12 protein-coding genes are annotated in these 14468 nt (G+C 68.6%); 11 read left to right on the top strand and 1 reads right to left on the bottom strand.

From position 1 onward, the window contains the following. Positions 1 to 451: 451 nt before the first annotated feature. The 11 genes from HWX76_RS08315 to HWX76_RS08265 all read left to right on the top strand — a co-directional run bounded on the left by HWX76_RS08315 (position 452) and on the right by HWX76_RS08265 (position 12367). Positions 452 to 964 (top strand): fimbrial protein, encoded by a 513-nt coding sequence (locus tag HWX76_RS08315; RefSeq protein WP_050012601.1) that lies wholly within the window; start codon positions 452 to 454, stop codon positions 962 to 964. A gap of 122 nt (positions 965 to 1086) precedes the next feature. After that, a complete protein-coding gene (locus tag HWX76_RS08310) occupies positions 1087 to 3540 on the top strand; it encodes a fimbria/pilus outer membrane usher protein (RefSeq protein ID WP_176015721.1) in 2454 nt (817 codons plus the stop codon). 17 nt (positions 3541 to 3557) lie between these two features. Further along, complete coding sequence (locus HWX76_RS08305; RefSeq protein WP_050012603.1) at positions 3558 to 4304, top strand: molecular chaperone; 747 nt, start codon at positions 3558 to 3560, stop codon at positions 4302 to 4304. After that, entirely contained in the window at positions 4301 to 5323 is a 1023-nt protein-coding gene (locus HWX76_RS08300; protein ID WP_050012604.1) for a fimbrial protein, read from the top strand. Before HWX76_RS08305 ends, HWX76_RS08300 begins: the two co-directional genes overlap by 4 nt. Positions 5324 to 5563: 240 nt before the next feature. Further along, positions 5564 to 6232: an RNA polymerase factor sigma-70 gene (locus tag HWX76_RS08295; RefSeq protein WP_050012605.1), complete on the top strand. Its 669-nt coding sequence runs from the start codon at positions 5564 to 5566 to the stop codon at positions 6230 to 6232. Positions 6233 to 6317: 85 nt separating this feature from the next. Next, a complete protein-coding gene (locus HWX76_RS08290) occupies positions 6318 to 6560 on the top strand; it encodes an MbtH family NRPS accessory protein (protein ID WP_050012606.1) in 243 nt (80 codons plus the stop codon). A 45-nt stretch (positions 6561 to 6605) separates the two neighbouring features. Beyond that, positions 6606 to 7613 carry a TauD/TfdA family dioxygenase gene (locus tag HWX76_RS08285; protein WP_089467403.1) on the top strand — a complete coding sequence of 336 codons (1008 nt, stop codon included), beginning with the start codon at positions 6606 to 6608 and terminating at the stop codon, positions 7611 to 7613. After that, entirely contained in the window at positions 7613 to 8461 is an 849-nt protein-coding gene (locus HWX76_RS08280) for an ABC transporter ATP-binding protein (protein WP_176015681.1), read from the top strand. The genes HWX76_RS08285 and HWX76_RS08280 overlap by 1 nt, the downstream gene beginning before the upstream one ends. Next, complete coding sequence (gene fhuB, locus HWX76_RS08275) at positions 8458 to 10548, top strand: Fe(3+)-hydroxamate ABC transporter permease FhuB (protein ID WP_176015680.1); 2091 nt, start codon at positions 8458 to 8460, stop codon at positions 10546 to 10548. The genes HWX76_RS08280 and fhuB overlap by 4 nt, the downstream gene beginning before the upstream one ends. After that, on the top strand, positions 10545 to 11345 hold the full coding sequence (fhuF, locus tag HWX76_RS08270; protein ID WP_176015679.1) for a siderophore-iron reductase FhuF: 801 nt from the start codon (positions 10545 to 10547) through the stop codon (positions 11343 to 11345). The genes fhuB and fhuF overlap by 4 nt, the downstream gene beginning before the upstream one ends. Further along, positions 11342 to 12367 (top strand): iron-siderophore ABC transporter substrate-binding protein, encoded by a 1026-nt coding sequence (locus HWX76_RS08265; RefSeq protein WP_176015678.1) that lies wholly within the window; start codon positions 11342 to 11344, stop codon positions 12365 to 12367. Before fhuF ends, HWX76_RS08265 begins: the two co-directional genes overlap by 4 nt. Before the next feature lie 173 nt (positions 12368 to 12540). Here the strand turns inward: HWX76_RS08265 and HWX76_RS08260 are convergent, their stop codons facing one another. Beyond that, positions 12541 to 14286 carry a cyclic peptide export ABC transporter gene (locus HWX76_RS08260; RefSeq protein ID WP_124556434.1) on the bottom strand — a complete coding sequence of 582 codons (1746 nt, stop codon included), beginning with the start codon at positions 14284 to 14286 and terminating at the stop codon, positions 12541 to 12543. Between the last annotated feature and the right edge of the window lie 182 nt (positions 14287 to 14468).

Below are 14468 nucleotides of genomic sequence, written 5' to 3'. Positions count from 1 at the left end.
GCGCAATCGTTTGCGCGATAAATCCATATTGATGGAATGCCATCGTTAATTTCCTGTCAGTTGAAAATGATTCGATATTGGCGTTGTAATCGGACAACGATGGCGGTGTTGGACAATGTTTTGTCCTTTGAGCGGCGGTCCTGCGCAAGCCGGCGCCAGCAAGGAAGTGCGCGGCGTCGATGATTATCGGCAAGAAATTCCCTTAATCTTCAATCGGTTCCGGAAAATCAAAAAGGACTGCGGATAAAAAATCCGGGATTGAAAATGGAAGGGAATTAATGAGGTTTTGGAGGGGTAAATCGAACATTGTCAGATACATTTGACAATGATTTACAGACATCTTTCGTGGTTATCTCGATAATGCCGCCTCGTGTCGGACGGGAGCCACCACGCGCTGTCGTTTGTGTCCGCCACGTCGTCCATTCCATTTGCACTCCTTACGGGAAACCTCATGAAAAAATCCATCCTGAGCGCTGTCGCACTCGCAGCCCTGTCCACCTCGGCCTTCGCAGCGGGCACCGGCACGATCAACTTCACGGGCGAGATCGTCGCGGGCGCATGCGGCATCGACTCGGGCTCGGTCAACCAGACCGTGAACCTCGGCAAGGTGCCGACCAACGTGTTCAAGCAAGCCGGCGACAAGTCCACGCCGACCAACTTCGACATCAAGCTGACCGATTGCGACACCAGCGTCGCGAAGAACGCGTACTTCACGTTCACGGGCACGTCGAGCGCGGGCCAGCCGAAGCTGCTCGCCACGATCGGTTCGGCAACCAACGTCGGCATCCGCCTGCAGGCCGCGTCGGGCGAATACCTCGACAACGGCGCCGAGCAGAAGGCGCCGACGCTGCTGCAGAACGGCACGAACATCGCGCGCTTCGCGGCGATGTACGAAGCGACGGCAGCCGGCGTGACGCCGGGTACCGCCGACGGCGTCGCGAACTTCACGGTCCGCTACCAGTAAGCATCCGTACCGGAGGAGGGATGCGTGCATCCCTTCCTCCTTCGTCCTTCCTCTCGTTTTCCTTCTCCTCGGACTCCCGGTAGCACCGCGTGCGAATCAGACATTCCTTCCTTTGCGTCTCCGTGCTGGTCGTCGGCAGCCAGAGCCAGGCGACGGAATTCAATTCGTCGTTCCTCGACATCGACGGAACGCGCAACGTCGACCTGTCGCAGTTCTCGCAGGCCGACTTCACGCTGCCCGGCGAGTACATGCTCGACCTGCAGGTCAACGACCTGTACCTCGGATTGCAGCCGATCGAATTCGTGGCGGTCGATGCGACGGGCGCGGGCAAGCCGTGCCTGCGGCCGGAGCTCGTCGCGCGGTTCGGCCTGAAGCCGTCGCTGGTCAAGGACCTGCCGCGCTTCCGGGGCGGTAGCTGCGTCGACCTGGCCGCGATCGAAGGGGCGACCGTGCGTTACCTGAAAAGCGACGGGCGGCTCAAGATCACGATTCCGCAGGCGGCGCTCGAATTCACCGATTCGACCTACCTGCCGCCGGAGCACTGGTCCGAAGGGATTCCCGGCGCGATGCTCGACTATCGCGTGATCGCGAACACGAACCGCAACTTCGGTGCGGGCGGCGGGCAGACGAATGCGATCCAGGCGTACGGGACGGTCGGCGCGAACTGGGATGCGTGGCGTTTTCGCGGCGACTACCAGGCGCAATCGAACGTGGGCAACACCGCGTACGCGGACCGCACGTTCCGCTTCAGCCGGCTTTATGCGTTTCGCGCACTGCCGTCGATCCAGTCGACGGTGACGTTCGGCGACGACTACCTGACCTCCGACATTTTCGACACGTTCGCGCTGACGGGCGCGTCGATCCGCAGCGACGACCGCATGCTGCCGCCGTCGCTGCGCGGCTATGCGCCGCTGATCTCGGGCGTCGCGCGCACCAACGCGACCGTGACCGTGTCGCAGGCCGGCCGCGTGCTGTACGTGACGCGCGTGTCGCCGGGCGCATTTGCGCTGCAGAACATCAACACGAGCGTGCAGGGCACGCTCGACGTCGCGGTCGAGGAAGAGGACGGCAGCGTGCAGCGCTTCCAGGTGACGACGGCCGCCGTGCCGTTCCTCGCGCGCACCGGCCAGTTGCGCTACAAGGCCGCGGTCGGCAAGCCGCGGCTGTTCGGCGGCGCCGGCATCACGCCGTTCTTCGGCTTCGGCGAAATCGCGTACGGCCTGCCGTTCGACGTCACCGCGTATGGCGGCTTCATCGCCGCGTCGGGCTATACGTCGATCGCGCTCGGCGTCGGCCGCGATTTCGGCGCGTTCGGCGCGGTGTCGGCCGACGTCACGCATGCGCGGGCGCGCTTGTGGTGGAACGGCGCGACACGCAACGGCAACTCGTATCGGATCAACTATTCGAAGCACTTCGACGGGCTCGATGCGGACGTGCGCTTCTTCGGCTACCGCTTCTCCGAGCGCGAGTACACCAGCTTCGCGCAGTTCTCCGGCGACCCGACCGCGTACGGCCTCGCCAACAGCAAGCAGCGCTATTCGGCGACGCTGTCGAAGCGCTTCGGCGACACGTCGACCTATTTCTCGTACGACCAGACGACCTACTGGGCGCGCGCGTCCGAGCAGCGCGTCGGCCTGACGCTCACGCGTGCATTCTCGATCGGCACGCTGCGCAACCTGAACGTCAGCGTGTCGGCATTCCGCACGCAAAGCGCCGGCGCGAGCGGCAACCAGTTCTCGGTCACCGCGACGCTGCCGATCGGCGGCCGCCACACCGTCACGTCGAACCTGACGACGGGCAACGGCAGCACCAGCGTGAACGCGGGCTACATCTACGACGATCCGGCCGGCCGCACCTATCAGGTCAATGCGGGCGAGACCGACGGCCGCGCGTCGGCGAACGCGAGCTTCCGGCAGCGCACGTCGGCGTACCAGCTCACCGCGCAGGCATCGACGCTCGCCAATGCGTATGCGGCCGCGTCGCTCGAAGTCGACGGCTCGTTCGTCGCGACGCAGTACGGCGTGTCCGCGCACGCGAACGGCAACGCGGGCGATACGCGGCTGCTGGTGTCGACCGACGGCGTGCCCGACGTGCCGCTGTCCGGCACGCTCACGCACACCGATTCGCGCGGCTACGCGGTCCTCGACGGCATCTCGCCTTACAACGTGTACGACGCGACCGTGAACGTCGAGAAGCTGCCGCTCGAAGTGCAGGTGACGAACCCGATCCAGCGCATGGTGCTGACCGACGGCGCGATCGGCTTCGTGAAGTTCTCCGCCGCGCGCGGCAGCAACCTGTACCTGACGCTGACCGACGCGGCCGGCCACGCGCTGCCGTTCGGCGCGTCGGTGCAGGACGCGGCGAACGGCAAGGAGCTCGGCATCGTCGGCGAGGGCGGCGCGGCGTTCCTGACCCAGGTTCAGCCGAAATCCGCGCTGGCGGTGCGGGCGGGCGAACGCACGCTGTGCACGATCGACGCGCTGCCGAATCAGCTCCAACTCGAAGGCACGCCGATTCCGGTGACGTGCCGGACACCGGGCGAGTCGCATGCGGCGGCCGCGCGGGTCGAACGATGATTTTCATGGATCCAGCGATGAAGAACGCTTTCTCCCTTTCTTTCCCGCGGCGCGCGCTGTGCGCGTTCGCGACCGTCGGCGCGATGCTGGCTGGCGCCGCGCAGGCGGCGATCGTGCCCGATCGCACGCGCGTGATCTTCAACGAAGGCGAGCAGGCCGCGATCGTGACGATCACCAACAAGAGCGCGACATATCCGTATCTCGTGCAGTCGTGGCTCGAGGACGCGAAGGGCAACAAGACCACATCGCCGCTGATGGTCGTGCCGCCGCTGCAGCGCATCGAGGCGAACGAGCGCAACGTGCTGCGGATCGCGAAGCTGCCGGGCACCGAGTTGCCGGCCGATCGCGAAACGGTGTTCTACCTGAACATCCGCGAAGTGCCGCCGAAGACCGATACGCCGAACACGCTGCAGATCGCGCTGCATACGCAGATGAAGCTGTTCTACCGGCCGAAGGCCGTGCAGCCCGCGCGCGACGAGGACTGGACGCTGCCGATGACGCTGCGGGTGGAGGCGGCCGCGCACAAGCTGGTGTTCGACAACCCGACGCCGTACCACGTGACGGTGGTCGACGTGAGCGCGGGCGCGCAGAAGACGCCGGTGCCGATCGAGCCGGTGATGGTGAGCCCGATGAGCACGGCCGACGTGCCGTTCAAGGCCGCGACGCCGGCGACGCTGTTCGTCACGCATATCGACGATTACGGCGGCCAGGTGGCGGTCGAGTATGCGTGCGACGCCGGTGTGTGCAAGAGCGTGAAGCAATGAGCGCGGGCATGCGTCATCGGGCGGCGCCAGCGGCATGGCTGCGCTGGGTCGTCCTCGCGCTGCTGATCGCGGCCGTGCAGCCGGCGTGGGCGCTGCGCTGCCTGACGAACAGCGGCGCGACGTCGTTGACCGAGCCGATCGGCGGCGTGGCGTCGTATCCGACCGACGCGCCGGACGGCTACGTGATCTGGGTGTCGCCGGTGCGCACGACGTCGGGGTATTGCTACAAGGACCTGGGGGACGCCGGCAGCCTGAAGGTCGTCGACAACATCTACTTCTACGCGAATCCGAATCGTACGGACCCTGCCGCATGGGGACTCGAGATCGGCATCCGCTACAAGGGCGTCGATTATTTCGACAAGACCAGCAATCGCGGCGGCGGGGTGTTTACCGGGTATTCGGTGCCGCCGTGCACCCGGTACGACTTCGACCGCGGGCGTTGCCAGCGCACGAACATCAGCATCGACTACCAGGTCGTCGTGCGCAAGAAGGGCAACTGGATCCAGCCGCCGAGCGATATCTACACGGTGTTCCAGTTCGACGGCGAGTTCGGGCTGAATGCGTTCGGCACGAGCTTCCAGTACCGGCTGAGCGGCCTGCGCAACCTCAAGCCGACGCCGTGCTTCGTCGACGTCCTCGTGACGCCCGAACCGGGCATCGTCAATTTCGGGCAGGTGCAGGCGGCGGGTAACGGCTTCATGCCGGCGGTGCCCCGCAAGCGGTTCTCGTTGTCGCTGACCAAGAAATGCAACGTCGCGGTGCGGGTGGACGGGTATTTCGAAACGAGTTTTCCGGTCCAGAACGGTTTGCTGGTGCCGGCGCAGGACAGCAATTTCGGGATCGGCATCGAGGATAGCCAGGGCAAGGCCATTCCGTTCAACCAGCAGTTCACGCTGGCTCAGTTCGCGTCCAACGTAATGAATCAGAGCGTGCTGATGGACGCGGTGCTGAAGTCGTTCGGGCCGCCGAAGATCGGGCGGTTCGATGCGACGGCGACGATCCGGTTGTTCATCTACTGACGGCGGTGGGCGCGGCCGCGTCGTGAATCTCGGCCGTTTCGGTCACCGGGCAACTTCCTTCGGCCCGGAAAGCTTGCCGTGCTTCGTAGACCCGTCGCGTTCGTCCTGTCCGCCGAAGCAGGCATTTCGGCAATTGTTCAGACAAATCCCGCTAACCTAAAGGGTTATCTCGTAATCGGATTGAGAATGATTTGCGTTTACGTTAAATTCCCTTATCTCGGAATTTGACGGAGCAGATCGATGGCGATGGCGGAAGTGCTCGACCGACCGGTAGCGGCAGCGGCAAACCCGTTCCTCGGCAGTTATCCGGACCTGCCGCCGCGCGCCGCGCCGCGTGCGCGCCGGGCGTCCGAGCCGCGTGCGCAGGGCGCGCTGCTCGATGTGCTGATCTCGCATCGCGCGATGCTCGTCAACGTCGCGCGCGGCTTCGTCGGCTGCGCGAGCCGCGCGGAGGACGTCGTGCACGACGTGTTCGTGAAACTCGTCGAGTTCCCCAATCAGGACGCGGTGCGCCAGCCGGTCGCGTACGTGACGCGGATGGTGCGCAACGCATCGATCGACGCGTGCCGCCGGCAAAGCCTCGAAAACGTCTATCACACCGAAGAGGACGACGGCTACGACGTGCCGTCGCCCGAGCCGACGCCGGAAGCCGCGTTGATGACGCGCGATACGCTGCGGCGCGTGTGCGCCGCGCTCGACGACCTGCCGGCGCGCAGCCGGGCGGCATTCGAGATGGTGCGGCTGCGCGAGGAGACGCTGCAGACCGCGGCGCGTGCGCTGAACGTGTCGCAGACGCTCGTGCATTTCATGGTGCGCGACGCGGAGCGCCACTGCGCGGAGTGCCTCGACGCATGCCATCGCGGCGTCGCCTGCCCGGTGTTCCTGGGCGGCCGCGCACGGCGGCGGTAAAAAAACGCGCCGGCCAACCGTCTATCAGACAGGAGCGGCCGAATCCGCCGCTTCGCTTCCTTCAACCGCCCAGCGATTTCCGATCATGACGCAAGCCCCGACGCCTTCCGCCGACACCGACGATCTCGTCTATACGGTCGTCATCAACGACGAAGAACAGTATTCGATCTGGCCGACGTTCCGGCCCGTGCCCGCCGGCTGGCGCGAGATCGGCGTGAGCGGCCCGAAGGCCGACTGTCTCGCGCACATCGAAACCGTCTGGACCGACATGCGCCCCGCGAGCCTGCGCCGCGCGATGGACGGCGAGCGCGCGACGCGCGCGTCGTGACCCGTTGCGCCGCATGTGCGGCGCGTCACCTGAAGAGGACGTTGCATGACCCTGCTTTCGTTGCCGACGCTCGACGACCTGCGTATCGAGCCGGGACTGCCCACCGTCGTGTCGCCGCGCGGCAACGACGGGATGTCGATCGACGACGTCGCGCCACTCGCGCGCGAGATCGCGGCCGACACGCTCGAACGGGCGGGCGGCGTGCTGTTCACGGGCTTTCGCGTGCCGTCGATCGACACGTTCCAGCAATTCGCGGCCTCGTTCGGCGATCCGCTGATCGGCTATGAATACGCGTCGACGCCGCGCAGCCAGGTCGAAGGCGCGGTCTACACGTCGACCGAATACCCGCCGCACCGCGCGATTCCGCTGCACAACGAGCAGTCGTACACACGCGAATGGCCGCTGCGGATCTGGTTCCACTGCGCGCTCGCCGCGCCGAAGGGCGGGGCGACGCCGATCGCGGACAGCCGCGCCGTTTACCGCGCGCTCGATCCGGCGCTCGTCGCGCGCTTCGAGAAGCGCGAGCTGCTGTACGTGCGCAATTTCGGGCAGGGTCTCGATCTGCCGTGGCAGCAGTCGTTCGGCACCGACGAGCCGGCCGAGGTCGAGCGGATGTGCGCGGCGCGCGGCATCGAGTGCGCGTGGCGCACCGACGACGACGGCGAACTGCTGCTGCGCACGCGCGAGCGTTGCCAGGCCGTCGCGCGCCATCCGCGCACGGGGGACCGCGTATGGTTCAACCAGGCGAACCTGTTTCACCTGTCGGCGCTCGACGACGACATGCAGGAAGCGCTCGTCGACGCGGTCGGGCTCGAGAACGTGCCGCGCAACGTGTATTACGGCGACGGCGAACCGCTCGAGGCCGACGCGCTCGCGCAGATCCGCGGCGTGCTCGACCAGCAGCGCATCGTGTTCCCGTGGCGCACCGGCGACGTGCTGATGCTCGACAACATGCTGACCGCGCATGCGCGCGACCCGTTCGAGGGGCCGCGCAAGGTCGTCGTCGCGATGGCGCAGAGTTACACGGTCCCGCGCGACCGAACGGAGGATTGATGACGCGTCGTACCGCCGCGCTTGCCGCGCGCGGACTGTCGGTGGGATATCGCGACCATGTCGTGATCGACGGGCTGGACCTGTCGATCGCGGCCGGCCGCGTAACCGCGCTGTGCGGACCGAACGGCTGCGGCAAGAGCACGCTGCTGCGCACGCTCGCGGGCCTGCAGCCCGCGCGTGCCGGCCACGTTGAAGTCAACGGCAAGCCGCTCGCATCGTTTCGCCGTCGCGCGCTCGCGCGCGAGCTGACGATGCTCGCGCAGTTCAACCAGATTCCGTCGGGCCTCACGGTGCGCGAACTCGTCGCGTACGGGCGCTATGCGTACGGCGGCTTCCTGCGCGGCCTGTCGCGCGCCGATCAGGCGGCGATCGACGAGGCGCTCGACACGAGCGGCCTTGCGAACGATGCGGAGCGCGACGTCGGCGCGCTGTCGGGCGGCGAACGCCAGCGCGCGTGGATCGCGATGGCGCTCGCGCAGCAGGCGCCGATCGTGCTGCTCGACGAACCGACGACGTATCTCGACATTCATCACCAGCTCGACATCCTCGATGCGCTGCGTGCGCTGAACCGCGCGCGCGGGCTGACGATCGTCTGGGTGTTGCACGACCTGAACCAGGCGGCCGCGTACAGCGACGAGATCGTGCTGATGCGCGCGGGCCGTCTCGTCGCGCAGGGCACGCCCGACGCGATGCTCGAGCCGGCGCGGCTGCGCGCGGCGTTCGGCGTCGAGATGCTGAAGCTCGCGCATCCGCAGACGGGCGCGCCGATGTGCGTGCCGGCCTACGGGCCGTCGACCGACGGCGCGCCGCAGGCGGCCGGCGTCTTCGACCGGGATCTCGCCGTATGACGACGTTCGCGATGCGCAAGCGCCTCGCGGCGACGGGCAAGAGCGCGGCGAAGGGCCGGGCCGGCGCGATCGCGTTCGGTCTCGTCGCGCTGATCGCGCTGCTCGCGGCGCTGCGGATCGCCCCCGATCTGCGCGTGTGGTGGGACGCGGCGCCCGGCAGCGATGCCGCGTCGCTCGCGCACGTATTCCTGTTCGACCTCAATCTGCCGCGCGTCGCGGCCGCGCTCGTCGCGGGCGGCAGCCTCGGCATCGCCGGCGCACTGTTCCAGTCGCTCACGCGCAATCCGCTCGCGTCGCCCGACCTGCTCGGCGTGACGGGCGGCGCCCAGCTCGGCCTGCTCGCGGCGATGCTGGTGCCGGCGCTGGCGGGCGTCGCGTCGGTGCCGCTGCTGTTCGTGTGCGGGCTCGCGGCTGCCGCGTGCGCGATCGTCGCGGCGGGCGGCTGGCGCGCGACGCCGTTGCGGCTCGTGCTCGCGGGCAGCGTGTGCATGCTGCTGTTCGCGGCGCTGTCGACGCTCGTGCTCGCGTTCTTCGAGCAAAACATCGCGGGCGCCGCGCTGTGGACCAACGGCAGCCTGTACCAGCCGGGCGCGGCGGGCCTCGCGCTCGCCGCGCGCTGGCTCGTCGTGCCGCTGGTCGCGCTGCCGTTCGTGATCCGGCCGCTGAATCCGCTCACGCTCGGCGACGATGCGGCGGCCGCGGCCGGCGTGCGCGTCGATGCGACGCGGCTTGCCGCGACGATCGTCGCGGTCGCGTTCACGAGCGTGGCGGTCAGCATCGCGGGCCCGCTGTCGTACGTCGGCCTCGTCGCGCCGAACCTGCTGCGCCAGGTGCGCGGCGCGCGCGCGGCGCGGCTCGGCGTGCTGGTGCCGCTGTCGGCGCTCGCCGGGGGCGCGCTCGTGCTCGTCACCGATAGCGCGGTGCTCGCATCGGGCCTCGACGCGACGCTGTCGACCGGCGTCGCGATCGCGCTGGTCGGCACGCCGCTGATGCTCGCGATGATCCGGCGCGGCGCCGCGTGGTCGGGCGTGCTGCACGCGGATGCCGAACGTGCGGCGGGCGGCGGCTCGACGCGGCTCGTCGGCTGGCTCGAACGGCTCGGCTGGCCGTTGCGCACCGTGCTGTTCGTCGTGGCGGGCTTGCTCGTGGTTTTTGTCGGCGTGTCGGCCGGCCCCGAATGGCTGTCGCCCGCGCGCTGGTCGGCCGCGCTGTCCGGTCACGATGCGCTCGCGCGGATGCTGATCGACCTGCGCCTGCCGCGCTTGCTGTGCGCGCTGCTCGCCGGCGCGTTGCTGGCGGTCAGCGGCGTCGCGATGCAAAGCGTCGTGCGCAATCCGCTCGCGGGCCCGGAAGTGCTCGGCGTCACGCAGGGCGCGGGGCTCGTCACGCTGTTCGCATTGTCGACGTGGCCGCTGATGGGCCACGTGACGCTGGCCGCCGCCGCGCTGATCGGCGGCGGGCTGTCGCTCGCGATCACGCTCGCGCTGAATCACCGGCATCGCTACGCGCCGCTCGCGGTCGCGCTGACCGGCATCGTGATCGGCGCGCTGTGGACCACGCTCGCGCAATGGCTGATCACGCAGGAAAGCGTGCAGCCCGCGCGCTTCGTCGTATGGCTCGTCGGCGGTACGTACGGCCGCAGCTGGGGCGAGGTGTCGATGCTGCTGCCGTGGTGCGTGCTCGCGGTGCCGGTGTTCGCGTGGCTCGCGAAACCGCTCGACATGCTCGCGCTCGGCGACGATCAGGCGGCCGCGCTCGGCCTGCCGGTGGCCGCGCTGCGGCCGCTCGCGCTGACGATCGCGACGCTCGCCGCGTGCGCGGCCGTCGCGGCGGTCGGGCCGGTCGGTTTCATCGGGCTGATGGCGCCGCACGTCGCGACGATGCTCGGCGCGCGCCGACATCGCACGCGGCTGTGGCTCGCGGCGGCGTGCGGCGCACTGATCCTCGGCGTCGCGGATCTCGCGGCGCGCACCGTCGTCGCGCCGCGCGAAGTGCCGGCCGGCGTGCTGACCGCGCTGATCGGCGCGCCGTACCTGCTCGGGCTGCTGATTCTCGAGGGGCGCCGCGCCCGGCGCGCCGGGCGATGACGCCGGCGCTCGACGGCGCGCGCGCCACGCGCTTTTCGGCGTTCGCGCCGGAACCGTTCGCCGAGCACCTCGACGCCGTGTGGCTCGGCATGCCCGACGATGTGCACGCGCCGGGCCGCATCGTCGTGCCCGTCAGCGCGTTGCCCGCGCACCGCGACGCCGTGCTCGCCGCGATGGTCGACCATTACGGCGGCGATCCGGCGCAGCATGCGCGTGCGCTGATGTCGCAATGGAGCAAATACTATTTCGGCCGCGCGGCGCCGGCCGGCGTCGTCGCCGCGCTGACGCTCGGCCGGCCGCTCGACATGACGCCCGAGCGCACGTTCGTCGCGCTCGACGACGGGATGCCGGCCGCACTGTATTTCGCGAGCGATGCGCTCGGCGCGCCGTGCGACGAACCTGAGCCGCGCTATGCGGGGCTCATCGCGCATCTCGGCGCGGTGATCGACCTGCTCGCCGCGATGGGCCGCGTCACGCCGCGCGTGCTGTGGAGCAACGCGGGCAATCTGCTCGACTATCTGCTCGATACGTATCGTTCGCTGCCGTGCGCGGCGGATCCCGTCCGCGATGCGGACTGGCTGTTCGGCTCGACCTGCGTGCACGGCGAGCCGAATCCGCTGCGCATGCCCGTGCGCGATGCCGTGCCGCGCTCGCCGCTGCTGCCGACGCCGTTTCGCGCGCGCCGCGTGTGCTGCCTGCGCTACGAAATTCCTGGAGAAACGCAACTGTGTGGAAGCTGCCCCCTGCTACTGACGATGGACGACGCGGCGCTGGCCGAGCAGGACGCGATCCGGTGACGCACGCCGGCCGCCGGCATGTGCTTGGGACGCTCGCGGCCGCGCTCGGCGTCGCGTGGTGCGGCGCGTTTTCCGCATCGGCCGCCGCAGCTTCCGTGGCCGGGAGCGCCGGCGGTACGCAAGGCGCCGTGTCGCTGGCCGGCAATCCCGTCGTGTCGCAGGCCAGCGCGAAGATGCCCATTCGGCCGCAGCGCGTGGTCGCGCTCGACTTCATGTTCGCGGAAAGCGTGATCGCGCTCGACCTCGTGCCGGTCGGGATGGCCGATACCGCGTTCTATCCGGGTTGGCTCGGTTATCGGAGCGAGCAGCTCGCGCACGTGACCGACATCGGCTCGCGGCAGGAGCCCGGGCTCGAGGCGATCGCGGCGGTCAAGCCGGACCTGATCATCGGCGTCGGGTTCCGGCATGCACCGATCTTCGACGCGCTCGACCGGATCGCGCCGACGATCCTGTTCCAGTTCAGCCCGAACGTGTCCGAAGGCGGCGTGCCCGTCACGCAGCTCGACTGGATGCGGCAGATCTTCCGGACGATCGGCGCGGTGACGGGGCGCGACGCGCGCGCGCAGGCGGTCGAAGCGCAACTCGACGCCGGCATCGCGCGCAATGCGGCGCGGCTCGCGGCCGCGGGCCGCCACGGCGAGCGCGTCGCGCTGCTGCAGGATCTCGGCTTGCCCGATCGTTACTGGGCCTATACCGGCAACAGCACGTCGGCCGGCCTCGCGCGGGCGCTCGGGCTCGATCCGTGGCCGAAGAAGCCGACGCGGGAAGGCACGCTGTACGTGACGTCGGCCGACCTGCTGCGGCAGCGCGACCTGGCCGTGCTGTTCGTGACCGCATCGGGGATGGACGTGCCGTTGTCGACGAAACTCGATTCGCCGGTGTGGCGTTTCGTGCCCGCGCTGCGCGAGCATCGGATCGCGCTGATCGAGCGCAACATCTGGGGGTTCGGCGGGCCGATGTCGGCGCTGAAGCTGGCCGACGTGATGACCGATACGGTGCTGAAGCTGCCGGCCGTGCGTTGAGCGTGCGGACGAGGCCGCGTTGACGGGCAGGGCGTGGCGACCGACTTGACGACGCGGGGCTTCCGCCTGTCCTTTCGCTACAAGTCAGCCACATTCCCCGCTGAAACGACCATCGCCGACACACTGCCCATGCAGCATGTCGGCGATTTTTTCGATCGACTGTCGGTGTCGTGTTACGCGCTCAGCGCATCGACGCCATCCTGCGCGCGCAGGCGCGCCGGCTGCGTGTCGCTGACGATGCGCCCGTTGTCGAGCTTCAGCAGACGGTCGGCGAGATCGAAGTAGCGGTCGTCGTGCGTGATCACGATCACGGCCTTGCCGCGCGCGCGCAGCTCGGGCAGCAGTTGTTCGTAGAACACGGCCTTGAACGACGGATCCTGGTCGGCCGCCCATTCGTCGAACAGGTAGAACGGGCGATCTTCCAGGTACGCGACGACGAGCGCGAGCCGCTTGCGCTGCCCGGTCGACAACGCGCGCGTCGAGAATGCGCCGTCGACCACCTTCACCTTGTGGTCGAGCGCGAGTTTCGCGACGAGCGCGTTCGCCCGCGCATCGGCCTGCGCACGCGACGGATCGTCGGGGTCGACGATGCCGAGCAGCGCATCGAACAGATGGAAATCGTTGAACACCGCGCTGAAGCGCTGCCGGTAGGCCGCGCGTTCGCGCCAGCCGATCGTGCGGCCGTCGACCTCGATCGTGCCTTCCTCGGGCTCGTACAACCCCGTCAACACCTTCGCGAGCGTCGTCTTGCCGCTGCCGTTGCCGCCGACGATGAACACGAGTTCGCCCGGCTTGATCGTCAGGTCGATCGGCCCGATGCTGAACATCCGTTCGTCGCGCTCGTGGAAATACGCATGCGTGACGCCGCGCAGCGTGACCGCGCCGGCCGGCGGCACGTCGGGCGCATCGGCCGCGGGCGGCACCGTGCGCAGCGCGCCGAACTCGGCCATCACGCCTTCGATCCGCGTGAGCGACACGCGCGCCGCGTTGACGGTCGGCAGGTTGTTCAGCAGGCCGTCGAGCGGCACGAGCATGAACAGGAACACGACGACGTAGCCGGCGGCCGCGGCCGGATCGGCATGCACGCCGAGCTGCGGCCAGAACGACGCGATGCCGAGGAACACGTAGAACAGGAAGATGATCCAGCCGACGCCGACCGCATACGCGCTGAACGCGCGGCGCCGATGGTCGCGCACTTCGCCGATCGCGGCGCCGAGCTGGCCGTCGACGAACTGGCGGGCGCGCGCGTCGTGCAGCTTCAGCTCCTTCGCGCCGGAGAACAGCGAGCCGAGATAGCCGAACAGGCGGTCCTGCGCCTGGCCGGCCGCTTCGAGCGCCGCGATCGCGCGGCGGTCGCCGGTGTGATAGCCGAGCGAGCCGGCGACGATCGCGGCCAGCGCCAGCACGCACACGGGCCAGGACAGCCACGCGAGATAGCCGAGGCAGCCGAACACGATCGAGCCGTGCATGACCAGGTTCGGCAGCGCGAAGAACAGCATCGACACGTTGGTCGCGTCGTCGGTCAGCACCGACTGCACGGGCGCCGCGCCGATCCGCTCGATGTCGCGCAGTTCGGCCGCGCCGACGCGCCGCGCCAGATGCACGCGCAGCCGCGCCATCGTGTCCTGCGACAGGCGGGCGAACAGCGTGCCCGACACGATCCGCGTGACGAGCGCGATCACCGCGCACAGCGCGAAGCGCCACGCGAGCGCGGCGTCGGCGGCGCCCGGTTGCGACAGCGCGCGGTTCAGCGTCGCGACGAGCAGCACGCTCGCGACGCCGTTCAGCACGCACGCGGTGAGCGCCAGCGTGAGCGACACGCGGCTTTCGCGCAGCAGCGCAAGGATCAGGCGCGCCGCGGGGCGGCCGGGGGAAGCGTCGAGGGACGGCGGGGAAGAAGGCTCGTGGGCGGCTGTCATCGGCAACGTCGGTAAAGGGAAGGCAGGCAATAACGCGAAAAACGGCAAATCTGACGCGAAAGCGGCGGGCGGGGCGCGCCCCGTTCCGGCTTTCCTTCCTGATAGACGAACGGGCCGCGCAAATATTTAGCGACATCGCCAAAAAAAGCGGTCGCACGCATTTTGCGCACAAAGCGGTAAAA

Origin of the sequence: Burkholderia sp. BCC0398 (assembly GCF_902833245.1) — a bacterium.
Lineage (GTDB): Bacteria > Pseudomonadota > Gammaproteobacteria > Burkholderiales > Burkholderiaceae > Burkholderia > Burkholderia sola.
Note: the sequence above shows the minus strand (reverse complement) of the source record. Positions and strands in the feature narration are given on the sequence as shown.

Coding starts and splice junctions, on each gene's coding strand:
- HWX76_RS08260 (WP_124556434.1), bottom strand. CDS start 14,286: ATGACAGCCGCCCACGAGCCTTCTTCCCCGCCGTCCCTCGACGCTTCC.
- HWX76_RS08285 (WP_089467403.1), top strand. CDS start 6,606: ATGACCCTGCTTTCGTTGCCGACGCTCGACGACCTGCGTATCGAGCCG.
- HWX76_RS08315 (WP_050012601.1), top strand. CDS start 452: ATGAAAAAATCCATCCTGAGCGCTGTCGCACTCGCAGCCCTGTCCACC.
- HWX76_RS08295 (WP_050012605.1), top strand. CDS start 5,564: ATGGCGATGGCGGAAGTGCTCGACCGACCGGTAGCGGCAGCGGCAAAC.
- HWX76_RS08280 (WP_176015681.1), top strand. CDS start 7,613: ATGACGCGTCGTACCGCCGCGCTTGCCGCGCGCGGACTGTCGGTGGGA.
- fhuB (WP_176015680.1), top strand. CDS start 8,458: ATGACGACGTTCGCGATGCGCAAGCGCCTCGCGGCGACGGGCAAGAGC.
- HWX76_RS08305 (WP_050012603.1), top strand. CDS start 3,558: ATGAAGAACGCTTTCTCCCTTTCTTTCCCGCGGCGCGCGCTGTGCGCG.
- HWX76_RS08300 (WP_050012604.1), top strand. CDS start 4,301: ATGAGCGCGGGCATGCGTCATCGGGCGGCGCCAGCGGCATGGCTGCGC.
- fhuF (WP_176015679.1), top strand. CDS start 10,545: ATGACGCCGGCGCTCGACGGCGCGCGCGCCACGCGCTTTTCGGCGTTC.
- HWX76_RS08290 (WP_050012606.1), top strand. CDS start 6,318: ATGACGCAAGCCCCGACGCCTTCCGCCGACACCGACGATCTCGTCTAT.